Below are 19,294 nucleotides of genomic sequence, written 5' to 3' on the forward strand. Positions count from 1 at the left end.
TCCTCATGGATCTGGGACTTTCCGGCCGCAGCGTGCTGGTCACCGGTGCCAGTTCCGGCGTTGGCCTGGCCACCGCCGCCGCGCTGCTGGCCGAGGGCGCGAACGTCGCGGCCTGCGCGCGGGACAAAGCGCGGCTGGACGTCGCGCTCGCTGAGCTGCCGCGTGCGGAGAAGGCGCGCGTGGTCACCGCCGCCTGCGACGTGCTCGACGCCGAATCGGTCGACCAGTTCGTCGCCGACGCGGCCGCCGAACTGGGCGGCATCGACGGCGTGGTCAACAACGCGGGACGCTCGCTGCTGGCGCGGCTGGCCGAGACCACCGACGAGCAGTGGCGGGCCGAGCTGGAGCTGAAGATCTTCAGCGTGCTGCACGTGGTGCGCGCGGCGGTGCCGCGGTTGCGCCGCTCCCCCGCCGCGTCGGTGGTCAACGTCAACGCGATCCTCGCCCGCCAGCCGGAGCCGAAACTCGCCGCGACCTCGGCGGCACGGGCGGCGCTGCTGAACCTGTCGACGACGTTGGCTAGCGAACTCGCGCCGGAAGGCATCCGGGTGAACTCGGTGTGCCTCGGGTTGATCGACACCGGCCAGTGGCGCCGCCGCTACGAGACATCCGGTAGCCCGCTGAGGTTCGAGGAGTGGAGCGCCGAGCTGGCGGCCGACCGCGGCATCCCGCTGGGTCGGCTCGGCACCGCCGACGAGGTCGCCTACGCGGTGCTGTCGCTGCTCTCGCCCCGCGCGTCCTACATCACCGGCAGCTCCCTCGACGTCGGCGGCGGCGTCGCCCGTTACGTCTAGAAAGGACTCTCCATGCCCGAGACAACCGGCGGTGACCTGCTGGTGCGGCTGCTGCGTGAGCACGGTGTCAACACCGCGTTCGGCGTGGTCAGCGTGCACAACCTGCCCCTCGTCGATGCCATCGCTCATGAGCTCCGGTTCGTGCCAGTGCGCCACGAGGCCGCCGCGGTCAACGCCGCGGACGGCTACGCCCGCGCTACTGGCGGGCTGGGCGTCGCGGTCACCAGCACCGGAACCGGGGCGGGCAATGCCGCCGGGTCCATGATCGAAGCACTGTCGGCGGGCAGCAGGGTGCTGCACGTGACCGGCCAAGTCGACTCCGAGTTCATCGGCACCAATGGTGGCGTCAGGGGTGTTATTCATGAGACGCGCGATCAGCTCGGCATGCTCACCGCGATCTCCAAGCACGCCGCGACAGTGGCCTCGGCGGCGACGGCGGAACACACGCTGCGGGAGGCCATCGCGGCGGCACTGACCGCGCCGACCGGTCCTGCCAGCGTGGAATGGCCTATCGACCTGCAGTACGCCCGGCTCGGCGGCGCTGCCGTCGACGACGACACCGTCGCGACTGCCAGCACCACTCCTGCCACGCCGCCAGTCGACGAGGACGCGCTCGCTCGCGCTGTCAACGCCCTCACCGGCGCGCGTCGCCCCGCGATCTGGGCGGGCGGCGGCGCGACCTGCGCACGCGAGCAGGTGCGCGCGCTGGCCGAACGGCTCGGCGCGGCGGTGTTCACCAGCAACTCCGGCCGTGGCACACTCCCCGAGGACCACGACCTCGTGATCGGCAACTTCGCCGCCGCACCGGATGGTGCCGCGCTGCTCGCGGACGCCGACGTGCTGCTGTCGGTCGGCACGCACTTCCGCTCCAACGAGACCAAGCACTACCAGCTCACGCTGCCCGCCACCCATGTGCAGCTCGACATCGACTCCGCCGCGCTCGGCCGCTCCTACCCCGCCGACGTCGCGCTGCACGGCGACGCCGCCATCGTGCTGGACGCGCTGCTCGCGACGCTCGGCGAGCCCGCGACCGAACCGGGCTGGCGGGAACGGGTGACCGCGACCCGCATCGCGGTGCGGGACCGGCTCCGCGCCGCGATCGGCCCGTACGCGCTCATGTGCGACGCACTCCGGGAGCAGCTGCCGCGTGACGCGGTGATCGCCCGCGACGTCACCATCCCGTCGAGCCAGTGGGGCAACCGACTACTGGAGATCTACGACCCCGACACCAACGTCTTCCCGGTCGGCGGCGGCATCGGACAGGGCCTGGCCACCGGCATCGGCGCCGCCCTGGCCCGGCCAGACGCGCCCACCGTGGTCATGGTCGGCGACGGCGGTCTCGCCGTGCACCTCGGGGAGCTGGCCACGCTGGCGCAGGAACGACCGTGGCTGGTCGTCGTGCTGTTCAACGACGGTGGCTACGGCGTGCTCCGCAACATGCAAGAACGCCACAGCGGACGGCGCAGCGGCGTGGACCTCTTCACCCCGGACTTCCACCGGCTCGCCCGCGCCGTCGACCTGCCGTACGAGCTGGTCCACCGCGCCGAGCAGTTCCCAGCCGCGTTGACCAAGGCGCTGGATCAGCACGGTCCCGCCGTGCTGGAGGTGGACGTGACCGCGCTGGAGCCCGCGCCGGAGCCGTTCGTGCCGCCGGTGCACGTGCCGAACCAGGAGTGACACCGCTGAGTTACCGAGGAGTCCGCCCATGACCTCATCGACCAGCCCGCTCGACCATCACCACACGCACGGCCCAGCCAACCGGGGCCGTCGCGTGCTGGAGACGTCGGCGCCGCTGTTCGTGCGCTGGCCCGAGACACCGCCGCGTGGCGCCGTCGTGGTGCTGCACGACGTCTACGGGCTCACCGAGGACGTCGAACGCCGCTGCGCCACGCTGGCGGCACACGGAGAGCTCGCGGTCGCGCCGTACTTCTACTACGAGACCGGCGGCCGGGAGTTCACCACCACCTCCCCGGAGCGTGCCTGGCGTGCGTGGGCGCGGCTGACCGAGGCAAGCAAGCTCGCCGACGTCGCGGGGGCGTTAGACCACCTGCGACGTCGCTGCGGCATTCCGCAGGACGCCATCACGCTGCTTGGCATCGGCGCCGGTGCTGACGTCGCCGCGGCGGCGAGCGTCATTTCGAGCGGTCATACGCTCGCCCGCTGGCGTGCGTCGGTCACGACCTCTTCAGCCCATCGGTAGTCGGCCTTGCCGGTGGGTGCGCGCACGACGCGGTCCACGCGAACGACCGCCTTGGGCACTTTGTACCGCGCCACGTGCCGACCGCATTCGGCCAGCAGCTCCTCGTCGCGCACCGCGACATCGTCCTGAAGTTCCACGACGGCGACCACCTCGCTGCCCCACCGGCTGCTCGGCCGGCCTACCACGATGACGTCGCGCACGGCGGGATGTCCGATGATCGCGCGCTCGACCTCTTCGACGAAGATCTTCTCCCCGCCCGAGTTGATCGTGATGTTGTCGCGCCCGAGCAGCGCGATGCGGCCGTCGTCGAGCAGGTCGGCCCGGTCACCGGGAACCGCCCAGCGGACACCGTCCACCGTGGGGAAGGTGCGCGCGGTCTTGTCGGAGTCGCCGAGGTAGCCGAGGGGGACGCGGTCGCGGCGCGCGAGCCAGCCACCGCCCTCGCCGGGCTCAAGCACCCGGGTCAAGGCATCGTCGAGCACCGCGGTGTCCGGCTGCGGAGTGAAAATCGCTGCCTCCACCTCCGCGCCCTTGACCGACACGGAACTCATCTGGATTCCCGTCTCCGACGAGCCGGCGCCGTCAAGCAGGAGCACGTGCGGGATGGCTTCGAGTAGCCGGCTCCGCAGGCTGGGGCTGAGCGGAGCACCGCCGTTGTTCACCGCGGCGACCGATGACAGGTCGTACCCGGCCCCGGCAGCGGACGCCCGCTCCACCTCTTCCACCAGCGGCAGCGCCATCGCGTCCCCGACCACCGGAATGCTGATCACGCGTTCCCGCTGCACCAGGTCGAGCGTGTCCGCGGCCGAGAAATGCCGGGTGTCGTCCGGAAGGACGACCGTCCCGCCGCCGGTGATCGTGTAGAAGCTGGACCATTGGGCGTTGCCATGCATGAACGGCGCCACGACGAGCAACTTCATCTGGGCCTCGCCGGACCGGGCATGCTCCGCGATCGCGTCGTAGGATGCGTGCGGCTCCGGCGCCCCCGAACGGGGTGCCGCCCATGGAGGACACGAAGATGTCGTCCTGCCGCCACAGCACGCCTTTCGGCATACCGGTCGTCCCCCCGGTGTAGAGGACGTAGAGATCGTCCGGACTCGGCACCGGCATTCCGGTGGCGGGTGCCGGGGTGGTGACGATCGACTCGTAGTCGATCGCGCCGGGCAGCAGTTCGTTGCCGGACTCGTCGGCCACCTGGATCAGGATCGTCAGCTCGGGCAGTCGCTCACGGATGGCCCGCACGCGCGGCGCGAACTCCGCGTGGAAGACCAGCGCCCGCACCCTGGCGTCGGTCAGCAGGTAGACGAGCTCGTCCTCGACGTAGCGGTAGTTCACGTTCACCGGGGCCACCCGGGCGCGATAGCTGGCCACCATCGCCTCGAGATACTCGTTGCCGTTGCGGAGGTAGAGGCCGACGTGGTCCTGGCCAGACTCGTGACCGGCAAGGTTCGCCCGTTCGACATGGCAACCAAGGCCATGGCCGGCCAGGAAGTGCGCTACGCCGTCGATGCGCGTGTCCACCTCGGCGTACGTCAGCCGCCGGTCCCGCCACACCAGCACCTCGCGGTCGGGCACGGCGTCGGCGACGGTGCGGAAAACGGTCGCGAGATTGAACGCGGTCATGGTTCCTCCGATTGACAGTGCACCCGTTCCCCACGGTCGTGGTCAGAGTTTGTGCGGAATGTTCTGCACAGTGCCGCCGTCCATGACGAACTCGGTGCCGGTCGCGTAGGAGGACTCGTCGCTGGCGAGGAACAGGACGAAGCTCGCGACCTCGTCGGCAGTGCCTGCCCTGCCGAGCGGAATGGAGATCATATCGTCGGGGATGCCCTCGGTCAGCGGCGTGCGGATCAATCCGGGGTGGAGCGAGTTGACTCGGACTCCGTGCGGCGCCAGCTCCATCGCGACGGACTTGGTCAGGCCGCGGACACCCCATTTCGAGGCGACATACCCGTGCGCCCACGGGGTGCCGCGGAGACCTTCGATCGAGGAGACGTTGATGATCGATCCGCCACCCGCTTCGATGATCGCGTCGGCTGCGGCCTGGATGCCGTAGAAGGTCCCGGTCAGGTTGATCGCGATGATGCGGTCCCACTCGCCGTGGTCGAACCGCTGGACCGTGCTGCCGTTCGCGATGCCTGCGTTGTTGACCAGGACGGTGAGCTTGCCAAACGCCTCGACCGCCGTCGCCACCGCCGCCCGCCAGTCATCGGGCTGGGTGACGTCGAGGTGGACGTAGCGCGCGGCAGCGCCCAGCTCATCGGCCAGCGCCTTGCCCTCGTCGTCGCGCACATCGCCGATGACCACTTTGGCGCCCTCTGCCACCAAGAGCCGGGCGTCGGCCTCGCCGATGCCCCGCGCGCCGCCGCTGATGAGCGCGACCTTGCCGCTAACCCGCATGTCGGTTCCCTTCTGTCATTCCTGGCTGACGGTGCCGAAGCCGTTGCCTGCCACCAGCGGGAGGTCGAGTGTCGTCCTGATACCCGGTTCGGCGGCCATCACCGCTGGGATGGCGTTCACGATCCGGCCCGCACCAGCGAGGATCGCGGCGTGGTTGTGGTCACCCTCACGACTCGCCGGGCAGATGTCCACCGTGTATGACGGCTCCCCTGTGATCTCGATGCGGTACGAGCCGCCCGGCTGCGCGGGCTGCGCCCAGTCCGGCCGCAGCTCAGCGCGCAGTCGCGTGACATGCTCGACCACCAGCACCGGCCGCCCGGCCGACATACCGCTGACCTGGAAGCGCAACGCGGCCATGCCGCCCTTGGGGATGTGTCCCGCGGCGACGTCGAACGCCTCAGGCGCAGGCTCCCGCTCGTAACTCTCGACGATCTCGTCGATCTCGATTCCGAGTCCCGTCGCGAGCTGGCGGATGGTCACGCCCCATGCGCTGCTGAGCACGCCAGGGATCAGCAGCAGCGGCGTCTTCTCTTCCTGGAGGCCGAAGCCCATCACGTCGAACATCACCGTAGCGCCGGCATACGACGCGTAGTCGGCGATCTCGACGCAGCGGACCTGTTCGATAGTCCGGCAGGTACCGGCAAGCGTGAGCGGCATCAGGTCGTTGGCGAAGCCAGGGTCGACCCCGTTCACGAAGATGCTCACGCCCGCAGAGCGGGCGGCGTCCTCGATCGGATCGACCCACTTGTCGGGCAGCACCTGCCACGGATAGATCAGAGACGTCGGTGCCGTGCCGACGACGTTGGTCCCTGACTCGAGGATCCGGCGGCAGTCCTCCATCGCCTCCCGAAGACGGTTGTCGCCCATCGCGCAGTAGACGACAACCTCCGGCCGGGTGGCCAACACGGCGTCGAGCTCCCCTGCAGCCTTGATACCCGTGTCGGCGTCGAGTCCCGCGAGCTCGCCGGCATCGCGGCCCACCTTCTCCTCGGTGGAAACGCAGACACCAGTGAGCTCGAAGCGAGGATCGTCGATCACGTGCCGCAGCGCCAGGCGGCCGACAGTGCCGGTGCCCACATGCGCTACGCGGATCGGCATGGACCTCTCCTCACCCGATCGCGCCGGAGGCGCCGATCGTGGAAACAAGAACACGTTCCACCAAGGATAGACATATGACTGGACATCTGTCCATACGCGCACGAAATGCTGCTAGATCACGCTCTTTCCCTGCGCGCCAGGCTCAGACCGCCACGGACGCGGCGTGCCCCGCCGGACCGAGCGGCACCCGCCAGGCGTCGTAGGCGTACACCCAGTCCGCGTCGCCGGAGTCCTTCAGCCAGTTGTTGCCGCGCGAGCCGAGCTGGATGCGTGCGGTGCGTTCCCGTCGCGCCGCCTCGTACCGCCGCAGCGCATCCGCCACCGACGCGCTGTCCACGCCGGACAGTGCCCGCGCCAGCACCACGGCGTCCTCCACCGCCGTGCCAGCGCCCTGCGCCATGAACGGCATCATCGGATGGCAGGCATCGCCGAGCAGCGTCACCGTCCCCGCCGACCATCGCGGCAGCGGATCGCGCACGTACAGCGCGGACTTCAGTACCTCGTCGCAGGCGTCCAGCAGCGCACGGGCGTCCGGATGAAAGGCGCGGTAACGCTCCCGCAGCTCGGTCACGCTGCCCGGCATGGTCCACGACTCGTGCGTCCAGTCGTCCTGCGGCGCGGTGGCGAACACGAACGTCTCGGTGCCTCGGTTCAGCGGGAACGTCACGATCTGCGTGTCCGGGTCAGGTCCCCACCACTTCGTGAACGCCGTGATGTCCGGCACCGCGCGCACCCGCTCCGTCGGCACCACCGCGCGGTAGGCGACCACCCCGGTGAACGTCGGATGCTCAGGACCGAACAGCGCGGTGCGCACCGCAGAGTGGATGCCGTCCGCGCCGATCAGGACGTCGACCTCGGCGTCGGTGTCGTCGTCGAACCGCAGCCGGGACCGCTCACCCGGCTCCACGGCGGTCAGCCGTTTGCCGAACTCGATCACGCCGCCCGGCAGCGCGCCGGTGAGCGCCGCAAGCAAGTCCGCGCGATGAATCGTGAGCTGGGGCGAGCCGTAGCGCTCCTCGGCGGCGTGCGACATCGCCAGCCGGGACGTCTCATGCCCGGTGTCCCACATACGGCTGATGCGGTGCGTGGGGCGCGCCGCCGTCGCACGCAGCCGGTCACCGAGTCCAAGGCCGTCGAGGGCGGTGACGGCGTTCGGGGTCAGGTTGACGTCGGCGCCGACGCGGGCGAAGCCGGGTGCCTGCTCGAAGACCCGGACCTGGTGGCCGAAGCTCCGCAGCGCGATGGCCGCGGCGAGCCCGCCGATGCCGCCGCCGACGATTCCGATAACTCTGTCGCTCATGGGGCTGTCCTCTCTGTCGTGCGCCGCGGACGCCGGGGCGCGCCCGTGGCGCGGTGTACCGCTGCCGGTGAGTGCCGGGCCGTCATGCGGTGTGGGTGGGGGTCACGCCCTCGTCGGCGTGCGCGAGCATCGTCTGGACAAGCAGGTCGGTGAGGTCCGCGCGCAAGCCGCGGGAACGGTCGTGGTGCCAGCGGTTACGCATTTCCAGCGGGTCGGCGTCGTGGTCGAACAGCTCCCCGTCGTCGTGCCCCGCGTAGGTGGTCAGCCGCGCGTGCTCCGTGACCAACGAGCGCATCCGGATCGGACCAGGCAGGCCGGGCAGGCTGAACAGCTCGTCTTCCTCGACCAGCAGCGTCTCCCGCGGCCGCGCACGCGGATTGGTCAGCAGCGGCACCAGCGACTGGCCCTGCATCCCCCGGTACTCACGCGCGCCGCACAGGTCGAGGATGGTGCTGGCGATGTCCAGCGAGGACACCAGCGCGTCGCTCACGCCGGGCTCGTAGCCGGGCGCCCGAACCACCAGCGGTACCCGGACGCAGGCCTCGTAGTGCATGGCGTGCTTGAGCATCATGCCGTGGTCGCCGAACATGTCGCCGTGGTCGCTGGTGAAGATCACCACGGTGTTGTCGTCGAGGCCAAGTCGTTCCAGCGCGGCCATGAGCCTGCCGACGCCCTCGTCGACCATGGTGATCATGCCGAACTGGACGGCCGCGGCGACCCGGAACTGTTCCTCGGTGGGTGCCCAGCCGGTGAAGAACGTGCGCGCGTGCCCCCGTTCGGCGGCCATCGCGCGATAGTGCGGCATGGAGTGCTCGTGCGTGTCCGCGAAGGACTCCGGCAGGTCCACGTCGCTGGGCGAGTACATCTCGTAGTGCCGCTTCGGTGGCGCGAACGGGTGGTGCGGGTCGGGGAACGAGCACCACAGCAGGAACGGCTCGTCGTCGCCTGCGCGGTCGCTGAGGAAGTCGATGCTGCGGTCGACGATGTAGTTCGTCGGATACAGCTCCTCTGGCATCGGGGTCTGCCACACCTGGTTCCAGTCGTCGTAGCGCTGGGCGGCGTTCTGCCGCCCCTGCAGCAGCTCAGGGTCGACGCCCTGGCGCAGCAGCCACTGGTAGTAGTGCCCTGATGCGTTGGCGGAGTAGCCGCCGACCAGCCGGACGTGGTCGAAGCCGTAGAAATCCTCCGGAAGTTCGACGTCGGCGTGCCGGTGGCGTTCGACATCCTCCCACTGGTCCCACCCGTGCGGGTGATTTCTGGTCACGGCGTCGCCCTCGCGTTCGGCCAGCAGCTCCAGCACCTGTTCGGCACCTTTGCCAAGATTCTGCAGGTGGGACTTGCCGACCAGCCCGGTGCGATAGCCCTGCGCGCGCAGCACGCGGGCGAAGGTGTTGGCGTCGGGGTCGAGTGAGATGCCGTTGACCCTGGTGCCATGCGCCGAAGGCAGCCGGCCAGTCAGGATCGACGCCCGATTGGGCATACATATCGGGTTTGCGACGAATGCCCGGTCGAACCGCGTCCCAGACCGCGCCAACGCGTCCAGGTGCGGCGTCGCCACCAGCGGGTTTCCGCCGAATCCGACGTGGTCAGCACGTTGTTCGTCGGTCATGATCACCACGACATTCGGTGCTCCGGCACGCGGCATCACTCACTCCTTCCCCGTCGTCGACGTCTCGGGACGCCGCTGTTCTGCGGGCAGCGGCCCAGCGGAGGAGGCTTTCTCCACCCGAACCCTTGCGATCAGGCGACCGAGTGAGGTAAACCTCTTAGTGCTAAACCTCATACTAGCAAGATAGTTGCTGGAGTCACCCCCCGGATTTCCCCGGCAGGCCCGAGGACGGTCCGCCAGAGAAGGAGCCCCGCAATGCCAGGAACGAGATCACTGAGAGCTGTCGGCGCAGCGATCAGCGCACTCGGAGTGGCCGCAACGCTGGTCGCGTGCGGCGATCAGGGCGAAGCCGCCGCGCAGCTCGCCAACGCGCCCCGCTGCGCGGACGTCGACCTGTCGACACCGCCGCAGGAACCGGTCGAGATCCGGCTCGGGGTGCAGCCTTCCGTCATCGAGCCGCTACAGATCCAGTACGTGGACCCAGAGTTCGCGGGCGCCGAGCACTACGGCGAGTGGTACACCGTCAAGGCCACCACCTATGCGCCCGCCGATCGGCTGGACGCCTTCCAGGCGGGCCAGATCGACGGCGGCACCGCGTCCGCCCCGCAGCTCATCCGCGCGGTGGCCCAGGGCCTGCCGCTGCGGGTCGCGGCGTCGATCACGACGGAGTCCAGCGAGGGCTTCACCACCAAGTTCGCCACGCTCTCCGACAGCGGGATCACCGAGCTTGCTGACCTCAAGGGCAAGCGCATCGGCATTCTCGACCCGGTGACGTCCACCGCCTACTGGGCGCGCAGCACCGTCGCCAGCGCGGGGCTCGATCCCGACCGCGACGTCGAGTTCGTCACCATCCCGGTCGCCGAGCAGGAGAAGGCGCTGCGCGCGGGCACCATCGACGTCGCGGTGCTGCCGCAGCCCTTCTTCGACATGGCCAACGGCAGCGGCGGCATCGAGGTGCTGTTCGACTCTCGTACCGGCCCCGGCATCGACCAGGAGCTGATCGACGTCTTCTTCGGCGTCGAGTTCATCGCGAACAACCCGGAGGCGTACTGCGCGTGGCGGGCCGACTACCAGTCCGCCGTCAGCGCCTACCAGCAGGACCGCGCGACCGCGGTGACAACGCTCAACGAGGCGGAGGCCATCCGCGTCATGGACCTGGAGGCGTTCATCGAGGCGGAGGACTACGCCCGGCCCGATGACGGCAAGATCGACCTGGCCAACCTCGACGCGATGATCGACAACATGGCTGACGTCGGCTTCCTCAAGCCGAACCAGACGGTGCCCGCAGCCGACCTCGTCGCGGAGGGATACTCCCTTGTTAAGTAGCAATGCCGCGCCCTCGGGCGCCACGACGATGGAAGCGATCACGGACCAGCCGCAGCTACGCCTCACCGGCGTCAGGAAGACGTTCCACCGCGACCGCAAGACGGTCGAGGCGCTGCGCGACGTCTCCTTCGAGGTGCCGCGCGGGCAGTTCCTGTCCGCGCTGGGACCGAGTGGGTGCGGCAAGAGCACGATGCTGCACATCATCGGCGGGTTCGAGACGGCGACCTCCGGCTCGGTGCACCTCGACGGCAAGCCGGTGACAGCGCCGGGCCGCGACCGGGGCATGATGTTCCAGCAGGCCACGCTGTTCCCGTGGAAGACCGTGCAAGCCAACGTCGCGTGGCCGCTGCTCGTCGACGGCTGGAAGCGCAAGCATGCTCGCGAGCGAGCGCGGGAACTGCTGGCCACGGTCGGACTGAGCGGGTTCGAGCACTCCTATCCCGCCGAGCTGTCCGGCGGGATGCGCCAGCGCGCCGCACTGGCCCGCACCCTTGGGCTCGCCCCGGACATCCTGCTCATGGACGAGCCGTTCGGCGCGCTGGACGCGCAGACCAGGGAGCTGATGCAGGAGGAACTGACCCGGATCTGGCAGGAATCCCAGCTCACCGTCATCTTCATCACCCACGACATCAACGAGGCGGTGTTCCTCGGCGATCGCGTGCTGGTGATGGGCGCGCGGCCGGGCCGGATCATCGCCGACGTCGAGATCGAGCTGGATCGGCCACGCGGCGCGCACACCAAGCGTGATCCGAAGCTGGTCGAGTACCACAACGAGTTCTGGGACCTGATTCGCCAGGAGGCAGGCCCGCAGCCGTCCGGCTCACGGGACGCGGGAGAGACACCGTCATGACCGCCACGCTGACCCCCGAATCACGGGTGGGCAGGCGCGAATGGGCGGAGTGGATGCTCGACCGGCGCTGGCCGGTCGCCACGGCCGTCGTGCTGGTGCTGCTCGCCGCGTGGCAGACCTACGGCGTCATCGCCGGGCTGCCGGAATACATCCTCACGCCGTTCGAGATCGCGGGCTCCGTCACGGAGCTGTTGGCGTCCGGACGGCTGGTCGAGCTGAGCTCGGCCAGCCTCGGGCGGCTGACGGCAGGCTTCCTGCTCGGCACAACGAGCGGCGTGCTGATCGGCCTGCTCTCCGGAGTGTCGCGCTGGTTCGGTGACATCGTGGACGGCGCGGTCGGGTTCACCTACCCGATCCCGAAGATCACCCTGCTGCCGATCCTCGCGATCTGGCTCGGCTTCACCGACTCCACGCGAATCCTGGTGATCGCCATCGCGGTGTTCTTCCCCGCCTACATCAACGCCAACGCCGCGACCCGCGGTGTGGACCAGGAACTGGTGTGGGTCGCCAAGAACGCGGGCGCGGGCACCCTGCGCACCGTGCTGCAGGTGGTACTGCCCGCGGCGCTACCGAGAACGGTCGCCGGGATCAGGCAGAGTCTCGCGCTGTCGTTCATCTTCATGTTCGCCACGGAAGCCATCGGCAGCTCGACCGGTGCCGACGCGGGGCTCGGCGGGGAGATGTTCGCCGCCCGCGCCAACGGCGAGTACGACGTGCTGTGGGCCGCGCTGGCCACCGTCGCCGTGCTCGGCGGGACGATCGACGCCGGGTTCCGCTGGCTCGTCGGACGTCTGATGCGTGGGCAGGAGCTGGAGGTGACCGGTCGTGGCTAACGTGACCTTTCCGCGCGCCCTCGCGCCACGGAACCTGCTGACGGGCGCCGCGCTGCGCCGGTTGCTCGGCGTCGCCGCGCTGCTCGGCGGCTGGGAACTGGTCGCTCGGCTTGGTGGTACCCGGCTGACGCCGACGCTGGACGAGATCGCCATCCGCGTGCTCTACGACATCGAGACCGGCACGCTGCTCTTCCACGCGCAGCGGACGCTGCTGCTGGCGTTCAGTGGGCTGGCGATCGCGGTGGTGGTCGGGTGCGCCGTCGGGCTGCTGATGGCACGGAGCCGCTGGGCCGAGGCCGCGCTGCAGCCGCTGCTCGGGGCGACGTATCCGATCCCCCGGCTGGCGCTGTATCCGGTGTTGATCCTGCTGTTCGGCCTCGGCGCCGCGCCGAAGATCGTGCTGGTCTCGCTGGAGTGCCTGTATCCGATGGCGCTCGGTGCGTACGTCGGTGCCCGATCGGTGACCACGACCCAGCTGTGGCTGGCCCGCAACGTCGGCGCGAGCTGGTCACGCACCCTGCGCGACGTGATCGTGCCCGCCGCTTTGCCGTCGATGTTGACCGGACTTCGGGCGGCGGCCCCTGTGATGCTGATCGTGATCGTGGTGACCGAGATGATCGGCGAGAACCGGGGACTCGGCTACATGATCATGCTGGCGCGGGCGAACTTCGAGCCGGACGGTGTGCTCGCTGTCGTCGCTGTCCTCGCGGTGCTCGGCTTCGCCTTCGACCGTGCGGTCGTGCTGCTCAGCCGGGTCCTGGTGTTCTGGGAACGCGACGTCCGGTTGTAGGTTGCCGCGGGCCGGGCGATGCGCCCGGCCCCGGGCCTCGGGCCGCTGCCCGCGATCTTTAGACGTTTGGGGTGCTCCAGCGACCACAACGCCTCAAGATCCACAGGTCGAGCAGCCGCACGCCGGGTCGAGCGCAGGGGATCTCGCCGCGCTACAGCGCCACGGGCCCCGGCGGCTTCGTCCCGGCGATCATCACGTTGTAGAACACCGAACGCGGCAGCACCTTCGCCAGCACGCGTTTGTCGAGCTCGGACAGCCGCAGCCACGCCTTGTACGCGAACAGCCGCCACTGCGGCGTCAGCTTCTCGTCACGCACGGCGGCCTCGAAGGTGCGCACCGGCCAGCCGAACAGCGCGCCGGCGAACTCCTCGGTCACCGCCTGGACGTCGATCGCGCCGGCACCGAGCGCCCAGCGCTCCAGCTCGGCCGGGTCGAAGGTGTGCAGGTCGACGACGGCCTCCAGCGCCGCGGCGCGGGACGACTCGTCCAGCTCGGCCTGCGGACGTCGCCAGCCACGCAGCGCGGGCAGCTTGGTCAGGTTCGTCGTCGCCCACCAGGTGAGCTGGCCGAGCTTGCGGGCGTAGGTGTCACCGATCCGCGTCGGCTCGCCACAGAACACGAACCGCCCGCCCGGCTTGAGCACCCGAAGCACCTCGCGGAACGCGGCTTGCACGTCCGGGATGTGGTGCAGCACCGCGTGCCCGATGACCAGGTCGAAGCTGTCGTCGTCGTACGGCAGCCGCTCGGCGTCGGCGACCCTGCCGTCCACGTCGAGGCCGAGGTGTTCGGCGTTGCGCAGCGCGGCCTGCACCATGCCGGGTGAGAGGTCGGTGACCGAACCCTGCTTGATCACCCCGCCTTGCATCAGATTGAGCAGGAAGAACCCGGTGCCGCTGCCCAGCTCCATCGCCGTCTCGTACGGCGTGTCCTCCACACCGGCCGCGGCACGGAAGACATCGACGGCGTAGGTGATGCAGCGCTCGTCGTAGGAGATCGACCACTTCTCGTCGTAGGTGCCAGCCTCCCAGTCGTGGTAGAGCACGTTGGCGAGCTTCGGGTCGTCGTAGGCTGCCTGCACCTCGGCCTCGGTGGCGTGCGGGTGCGGCGCCGGATCGGACGGCTCCGGCTTGATCGCTTCGGTCACGGAGTGCTCACTTTCCGGAGAAGGTCGCCTTGCCGGGACCGTGTTCGAGGAACGACCGCATGCCTTCTGCCCTGTCCTCGGTGGCGAACAGTCCGGCGAACAGGTGGCTTTCCAGCTTGAGACCACTGGCGAGATCGTTGTCCAGACCGCCGTCGATGGCGGCCTTCGCGGCGGCGAGCGCCCTGCTCGCCGCGCCGACGAACTGCTCGGCCCAGGCGCGCGCGGCGCGGTAGACGTCGTCCGGTGCGACGACCTCGTCGACGATGCCAAGCCGCAGCGCCTCGTCCGGCTTGACGAACCGGCCGGTGTAGACAAGGTCCTTGGCCTTGCTCGGGCCGACGAGCCGCGCGAGTCGCTGCGTGCCTCCGGCGCCGGGGATGATGCCGAGCAGGATCTCCGGCTGGCCGACCTTGACGTTGTCACCAATCACGCGACGGTCGGCGGCCAACGCCAGTTCGAGCCCGCCGCCGAGCGCGTAACCGGTGATCGCGGCGACGGTCGGCTTCGGGATCTCGGCGATGGACGACAGCGAGGAGCTGAGGCCAGGCGCGCGGGCAGCCATGTCGGCGTACGACATCGCGGCGAACTCCTTGACATCCGCGCCACCAGCGAAGGTCTTCTCGCCGCCGTAGATGATCACCGCGGCGACGTCGTCGCGCTCGGTCGCCTCGTGGGCTGCCGCGCGGATCTCCTCCTGCATCTGCTTGTTCAGCGCGTTGACCGGGGGCCGGTCCAGCCGGATCGTGCCGATACCGGCCTCGACCTCAAAGCGTACGAACTCTGCCACGCGCTTCCTCCTCATCTCCACGGCCACGGACGACGTACTCGAATGCTACTCGCGAGTATCTTCGGCGCTGCGACAGGCTACGCCCGGTGCGGGTCGCAAAAATGGGAACACGTGTCGAAGCACTCCGCAGCACCTTGTGATCAAGACCCCGTTATCGGAGCCACAGTCTCACGACAACCTACCGTGCCCAGGAAGACAACTCGTGAACGAGATACCGCGTCAACGGCGGCGCGCGAAGAACCGATCACCCGAACGTTCCAGGACCAGCTGCTGGTCGAACGTCTCGGACAGGCTCTCGCTGCTGAGGACGTCCTCGATCAGGCCGCTGGCAACCTCCTCGCCGTCACGCAGTAGCAGCACGTGAGTGAAGCCGGGCGGGATCTCCTCGACGTGGTGGGTGACCAGCACCGTCGCGGGCGCATCCGGGTCCATGGCCAGCACGGAAAGCCGCGCGACCAGGTCCTCACGGCCGCCGAGGTCGAGTCCGGCCGCCGGTTCGTCAAGCAGCAGCATTTCCGGGTCGGTCATCAGCGACCGGGCGATCAGCGCGCGCTTGCGCTCGCCCTCGGAGAGCGTGCCGAACTTGCGGTCGGCCAGGGTCGCGATGCCGAGCCCGCCGAGCAACTCCTCCGCCCGGTCGTGGTCGATCTCGTCGTAGTGCTCGCGCCACCGGCCCATCACCGCGTACCCGGCACTGAGCACGACGTCACGGGCGGTCTCATCCGGCGGCACCCGATTCGCCAGTGCGGCCGAGGTGAAGCCGATCCTGGGCCGCAGCTCGAAGACGTCCGTCTTACCGAGCTGTTCCCCCAGCAGGTGCACCGACCCGGACGTGGGATGCAGCTCGGCGGCCGCGATCCGCAATAGCGTGGTCTTGCCGGCCCCGTTCGCGCCGAGCACGACCCAGCGTTCGTCCAGCTCGACCGACCAGGTGAGCTTGTTGAGCAGTGAGTTCTGCCCGCGCCGCACGACGACGTCGTCCATGTGCACGACAAGATCGTCCAGCACGACAGGCGGCGAGCTGATGGTCTCCGAGGCGTTCGGTGTCGATCGATCGGGGGTCACCGCGCCATTCTGTCCTAGCCGGCCGCCAGGCTCCCCGACGCCCGGCATCAGCTCGTCTTGTTCACCAAGCGGCTTGCGCCACTGCTCAAGCATCTGCATCGCTGAGCGCGCCCACCCCATCGGCCGTCATCACCTCGCCGTCATTTCCTCGGCAGCGCTTCGAGCTCGATCATCAGGCCGACCTTCGATCGACCAGCAGCGATCAGCACTGTCACCGATTGCCACCGTCCGCCACCATGACATCACCCACATCGGTAGCGGGCGCCACTTGACCCTGGCGCTGTGAACACAGTACCGGCATCCTCGCGCGACCCGCAGCCGCTACTGCGCCGGTAGGTAGCAATCCGACCGGAAGTCAGCAAACGCGCAGGAAAGCCAGGGTGGCACGTCCGCTGACTTCCGGTCTGCTTGCTACTGCAACACGACCTTGCCCAGCTCAGCGGGGCTCGCAAGCAGATTGTGACGCGGCAGCACCCGCACGGTGTAGCCGAGCGCGCCCGCATGGGGCAACGGCACCTCGGCAGCGAATCCCCCGTCCGGCTCACGCCGCATCGAGGTGGTGACGACGTCATGTAGATCCTCGGTATCGCCGACCTTGCCCAGCACCGCCTGGACGTCGACCTCATCGGGCGACAACCCGGCCAGTTCGACCTTCGCCGTGATCCGCACCGGCGTTCCGACGACTAGCTCGCTTCTGCCATCGGTACCGGTCAGCGCGGAGTCGGACACCCTGACGTGCTCCCACGCCCTGTCGAGCCGCGCGCGGTAGCCCGCCAGTTCGCGCGCGCCGTGGTAGTCGTCGGCCGACGTCGCCGCGACCGACGCCGCGGCAGGCAGGTAGTAGCGCTCAACGTACTCGCGCAGCATCCGGGAGGTCTGCACGCTCGGGCCGAGCGTGGCCAGCGTGTGCCACACCATCGACAGCCAGCCCTTCGGCACCCCGCCACCGTCACCGCCGTCGCGGTCGTAGAACAGCGGCGCGACCTGCTGCGTCATCAGCTCGTACAGCGCGGCGGCCTCCAGGTCATCGCGGCGCAGCGGATCCTTGATGCCGTCGGCGGCCGGGATCGCCCAGCCGTTGCTGCCGTCGTAGTAGTACTCCCACCAGCCGTCCTTGATGGACAGGTTGAGCCCGCCGTTGAGCGCCGATTTCATGCCTGAGGTGCCGCACGCCTCCAGCGGCCGGGTCGGGTTGTTCAGCCAGACGTCGCAGCCCCAGTACAGGTAGCGGGCCAGCGACATGTCGTAGTCCGGCAGGAACACGATCCGGTGGCGGACGTCGGCGTCGTCGGCGAACCGCACGATCTGCTGGATCAACGCCTTCCCACCCTCGTCTGCCGGGTGCGACTTGCCCGCGACGACGACCTGCACCGGCCTGCGTTCGTCGAGCAGGATGCGGCGCAGCCGTTCGGGATCGCGCAGCATCAGCGTGAGCCGCTTGTAGGTCGGCACCCTGCGGGCAAAGCCGACGGTGAGCACCTCGGGATCGAAGACCCGCTCTGTCCAGCCAAGCTCAAGCGCCGACGCGCCCCGCTGCAACCAGGACTCCCGCAGCCTGCGCCGCACCTCACCGATCAGCCGTTGCCGAAGCTCGCAGCGCACCCGCCACAGGTCGGCGTCGGTGACGTCGTCGTCGGCGAGCAGTTCGCTCATCTCACGGGCGGTCCAGGTCGGCCCGTGCACGCCGTTGGTGACCGAGCGAAGCGGGATCTCGTCCTCGGCGAGCCCTGGCCAGAGTCGTTTGAACATCCGCCGCGATACCGCGCCGTGCAGCCGGGAGACGGCGTTCGCGCGCTGCGCCAGCCGCAGCCCCATGTGCGCCATGTTGAACAAGCCAGGGTTGTCCTCGGCACCGAGCTCAAGCACCCGCTCGACGTCGATGCCTGGCACGAGCCTGCCGTCGCCGAAGTAGCGGCGCATCTTCTCGATCGGGAACCGGTCGATACCGGCTGGCACCGGGGTGTGGGTGGTGAACACGGTGCCCGCTCGCACCGCGGAGACAGCCTCGTCGAACGACAGCCCGGCGTCGGCGACCAGTTCCCGCGCCCGCTCGACGCCGAGGAACCCGGCGTGCCCCTCATTGGTGTGGAACACCTCGGGGTGCGGGTGGCCGGACAGCGCGCAGTATCGGCGCACCGCACGCACCCCGCCAATGCCCGCGAGCAGTTCCTGCCGGATGCGGTGGTCGGTGTCGCCGCCATAGAGACGGTCGGTGACCGAGCGCAGGTCCTCGTCGTTCTCCTCGATATCGGTGTCGAGCAGCAGCAGCGGCGCCCTGCCAACGGTGGCTTGCCACACCTGCGCGAGCAGGTCCCGGCCGCATGGCATGGCGACGTCGACCAGCACGGGCTCGCCGTCGTCGTCCTCCATCCTGGACAGCGGGAGCCCGCTGGGGTCGATCACCGGGTAGTGCTCGATCTGCCAGCCGTCGATCGACAGCGACTGCCTGAAATACCCCGCGCGGTAGAGCAGCCCGACACCGATCACCGGGACGCCCAGGTCGGAGGCCGATTTCAGGTGGTCGGCCGCGAGCACGCCGAGACCGCCCGAGTAGTTCGGCAACGCCTCGGTGACCCCGAACTCCATCGAGAAGTACGCGATGCCGCGCGGCAGCGGCCTGCCATCGTTGTCCTGCTCGGCCAGCCGCTGGTACCAGCCGGGTTCGGTGAGGTAGCGGTGCAGCTCCTCGCTGGCCGTCCTGGTGCGGGCGATGAAATCCTCGTCGGCGGCGAGTTCGTCCAGCCGCGCCGGGGTCACGCCGGTAAGGATGCGCAGCGGGTCGCCGCCGACCTCCGAGGCAAGCTCGGGGTCCATGGCCTTGAACAGTTCTCTGGTCTCCGGGTGCCACGTCCAGCGCAGGTTGGTCGCCAGCTCGGTCAGACCGGCCAGCGGCTCGGGAACACGGGCGCGCACGGTGAACCGTCGGACTGCCTTCATGTCTGGAGACTAACGGCAGCCGGTGACCACGTCGCCACGATCCGGCCGAGTGCCATCCCACCGAGCGGGGCGGGCGCGCGTTCCACCCGCCGATTGATCGGTACGGACCACGCGCGGGCGCACCGGCATCTCGGTAGGGTTTCCGCCTGTCGGCGCAGGAG

Annotated in this window: 16 protein-coding genes and 1 pseudogene; 7 read left to right on the forward strand and 10 right to left on the reverse strand. The window is 69.3% G+C overall.

Translation table 11 applies throughout. The features are described 5' to 3' along the window. Positions 1-5: 5 nt before the first annotated feature. The 3 genes from AMYHA_RS20645 to AMYHA_RS20655 are packed head-to-tail and all read left to right on the forward strand — an operon-like array spanning position 6 to position 2,994. Positions 6-794: an SDR family oxidoreductase gene (locus AMYHA_RS20645; protein ID WP_034273705.1), complete on the forward strand. Its 789-nt coding sequence runs from the start codon at positions 6-8 to the stop codon at positions 792-794. A gap of 12 nt (positions 795-806) precedes the next feature. Beyond that, positions 807-2,471, forward strand: coding sequence for a thiamine pyrophosphate-binding protein (locus tag AMYHA_RS20650; RefSeq protein WP_034273707.1), 1,665 nt, complete (start codon positions 807-809; stop codon positions 2,469-2,471). A 28-nt stretch (positions 2,472-2,499) separates the two neighbouring features. Then, positions 2,500-2,994 carry a dienelactone hydrolase family protein gene (locus AMYHA_RS20655; protein ID WP_034273709.1) on the forward strand — a complete coding sequence of 165 codons (495 nt, stop codon included), beginning with the start codon at positions 2,500-2,502 and terminating at the stop codon, positions 2,992-2,994. Here the strand turns inward: AMYHA_RS20655 and AMYHA_RS28235 are convergent. The 6 genes and pseudogenes from AMYHA_RS28235 to AMYHA_RS20680 all read right to left on the reverse strand — a co-directional run bounded on the left by AMYHA_RS28235 (position 2,940) and on the right by AMYHA_RS20680 (position 9,437). Continuing rightward, complete coding sequence (locus AMYHA_RS28235; RefSeq protein WP_330760653.1) at positions 2,940-4,082, reverse strand: AMP-binding protein; 1,143 nt, start codon at positions 4,080-4,082, stop codon at positions 2,940-2,942. The two genes, AMYHA_RS20655 and AMYHA_RS28235, sit on opposite strands and share 55 nt — an antisense overlap. Continuing rightward, a pseudogene (locus tag AMYHA_RS28445) lies at positions 4,072-4,617 on the reverse strand (AMP-binding protein); the annotation flags it as partial. The gene AMYHA_RS28235 and the pseudogene AMYHA_RS28445, both read right to left, overlap by 11 nt. 42 nt (positions 4,618-4,659) lie before the next feature. Continuing rightward, positions 4,660-5,394: a glucose 1-dehydrogenase gene (locus AMYHA_RS20665; protein ID WP_034273711.1), complete on the reverse strand. Its 735-nt coding sequence runs from the start codon at positions 5,392-5,394 to the stop codon at positions 4,660-4,662. A gap of 15 nt (positions 5,395-5,409) precedes the next feature. Beyond that, positions 5,410-6,492 (reverse strand): NAD(P)H-dependent amine dehydrogenase family protein, encoded by a 1,083-nt coding sequence (locus tag AMYHA_RS20670; RefSeq protein WP_034273713.1) that lies wholly within the window; start codon positions 6,490-6,492, stop codon positions 5,410-5,412. Positions 6,493-6,634: 142 nt separating this feature from the next. After that, on the reverse strand, positions 6,635-7,792 hold the full coding sequence (locus AMYHA_RS20675; protein WP_034273715.1) for an FAD-dependent monooxygenase: 1,158 nt from the start codon (positions 7,790-7,792) through the stop codon (positions 6,635-6,637). An 82-nt stretch (positions 7,793-7,874) separates the two neighbouring features. Next, positions 7,875-9,437 carry a sulfatase family protein gene (locus AMYHA_RS20680; protein ID WP_034273717.1) on the reverse strand — a complete coding sequence of 521 codons (1,563 nt, stop codon included), beginning with the start codon at positions 9,435-9,437 and terminating at the stop codon, positions 7,875-7,877. A 219-nt stretch (positions 9,438-9,656) separates the two neighbouring features. Here AMYHA_RS20680 and AMYHA_RS20685 point away from each other — a divergent pair, with 219 nt between their 5' ends. Genes AMYHA_RS20685 through AMYHA_RS20700 form a run of 4 tightly spaced genes read left to right on the forward strand, consistent with a single transcriptional unit; the run spans position 9,657 to position 13,200 of the window. Continuing rightward, positions 9,657-10,727 (forward strand): ABC transporter substrate-binding protein, encoded by a 1,071-nt coding sequence (locus tag AMYHA_RS20685; protein WP_084037398.1) that lies wholly within the window; start codon positions 9,657-9,659, stop codon positions 10,725-10,727. Positions 10,728-10,755: 28 nt separating this feature from the next. Beyond that, on the forward strand, positions 10,756-11,577 hold the full coding sequence (locus AMYHA_RS20690) for an ABC transporter ATP-binding protein (RefSeq protein WP_051400133.1): 822 nt from the start codon (positions 10,756-10,758) through the stop codon (positions 11,575-11,577). Then, complete coding sequence (locus AMYHA_RS20695; RefSeq protein WP_034273721.1) at positions 11,574-12,410, forward strand: ABC transporter permease; 837 nt, start codon at positions 11,574-11,576, stop codon at positions 12,408-12,410. The genes AMYHA_RS20690 and AMYHA_RS20695 overlap by 4 nt, the downstream gene beginning before the upstream one ends. Beyond that, positions 12,403-13,200, forward strand: coding sequence for an ABC transporter permease (locus tag AMYHA_RS20700; protein ID WP_157362282.1), 798 nt, complete (start codon positions 12,403-12,405; stop codon positions 13,198-13,200). The genes AMYHA_RS20695 and AMYHA_RS20700 overlap by 8 nt, the downstream gene beginning before the upstream one ends. A gap of 151 nt (positions 13,201-13,351) precedes the next feature. On the opposite strand, the gene AMYHA_RS20705 is transcribed toward AMYHA_RS20700, so the two are convergent. The 4 genes from AMYHA_RS20705 to glgP all read right to left on the reverse strand — a co-directional run bounded on the left by AMYHA_RS20705 (position 13,352) and on the right by glgP (position 19,133). Continuing rightward, positions 13,352-14,344: a class I SAM-dependent methyltransferase gene (locus AMYHA_RS20705; protein ID WP_231104843.1), complete on the reverse strand. Its 993-nt coding sequence runs from the start codon at positions 14,342-14,344 to the stop codon at positions 13,352-13,354. Between the two features lie 7 nt (positions 14,345-14,351). After that, entirely contained in the window at positions 14,352-15,131 is a 780-nt protein-coding gene (locus AMYHA_RS20710) for an enoyl-CoA hydratase/isomerase family protein (RefSeq protein WP_034273724.1), read from the reverse strand. Between the two features lie 219 nt (positions 15,132-15,350). Further along, entirely contained in the window at positions 15,351-16,115 is a 765-nt protein-coding gene (locus tag AMYHA_RS20715) for an ABC transporter ATP-binding protein (RefSeq protein ID WP_051400470.1), read from the reverse strand. Positions 16,116-16,607: 492 nt separating this feature from the next. Next, on the reverse strand, positions 16,608-19,133 hold the full coding sequence (gene glgP, locus AMYHA_RS20720; RefSeq protein ID WP_034273726.1) for an alpha-glucan family phosphorylase: 2,526 nt from the start codon (positions 19,131-19,133) through the stop codon (positions 16,608-16,610). Positions 19,134-19,294: the final 161 nt, after the last annotated feature.

Source organism: Haloechinothrix halophila YIM 93223 (genome assembly GCF_000504245.1).
Classification (GTDB): Bacteria; Actinomycetota; Actinomycetes; order Mycobacteriales; family Pseudonocardiaceae; genus Haloechinothrix_A; species Haloechinothrix_A halophila.

Bases quoted from the DNA above. Each gene is read 5' to 3' on its own strand.
- AMYHA_RS20645 (WP_034273705.1), top strand. From the start codon at position 6: ATGGATCTGGGACTTTCCGGCCGCAGCGTGCTGGTCACCGGTGCCAGT.
- AMYHA_RS20650 (WP_034273707.1), top strand. From the start codon at position 807: ATGCCCGAGACAACCGGCGGTGACCTGCTGGTGCGGCTGCTGCGTGAG.
- AMYHA_RS20655 (WP_034273709.1), top strand. From the start codon at position 2,500: ATGACCTCATCGACCAGCCCGCTCGACCATCACCACACGCACGGCCCA.
- AMYHA_RS20665 (WP_034273711.1), bottom strand. From the start codon at position 5,394: ATGCGGGTTAGCGGCAAGGTCGCGCTCATCAGCGGCGGCGCGCGGGGC.
- AMYHA_RS20670 (WP_034273713.1), bottom strand. From the start codon at position 6,492: ATGCCGATCCGCGTAGCGCATGTGGGCACCGGCACTGTCGGCCGCCTG.
- AMYHA_RS20675 (WP_034273715.1), bottom strand. From the start codon at position 7,792: ATGAGCGACAGAGTTATCGGAATCGTCGGCGGCGGCATCGGCGGGCTC.
- AMYHA_RS20680 (WP_034273717.1), bottom strand. From the start codon at position 9,437: ATGCCGCGTGCCGGAGCACCGAATGTCGTGGTGATCATGACCGACGAA.
- AMYHA_RS20685 (WP_084037398.1), top strand. From the start codon at position 9,657: ATGCCAGGAACGAGATCACTGAGAGCTGTCGGCGCAGCGATCAGCGCA.
- AMYHA_RS20690 (WP_051400133.1), top strand. From the start codon at position 10,756: ATGGAAGCGATCACGGACCAGCCGCAGCTACGCCTCACCGGCGTCAGG.
- AMYHA_RS20695 (WP_034273721.1), top strand. From the start codon at position 11,574: ATGACCGCCACGCTGACCCCCGAATCACGGGTGGGCAGGCGCGAATGG.
- AMYHA_RS20715 (WP_051400470.1), bottom strand. From the start codon at position 16,115: ATGGACGACGTCGTCGTGCGGCGCGGGCAGAACTCACTGCTCAACAAG.
- glgP (WP_034273726.1), bottom strand. From the start codon at position 19,133: ATGAAGGCAGTCCGACGGTTCACCGTGCGCGCCCGTGTTCCCGAGCCG.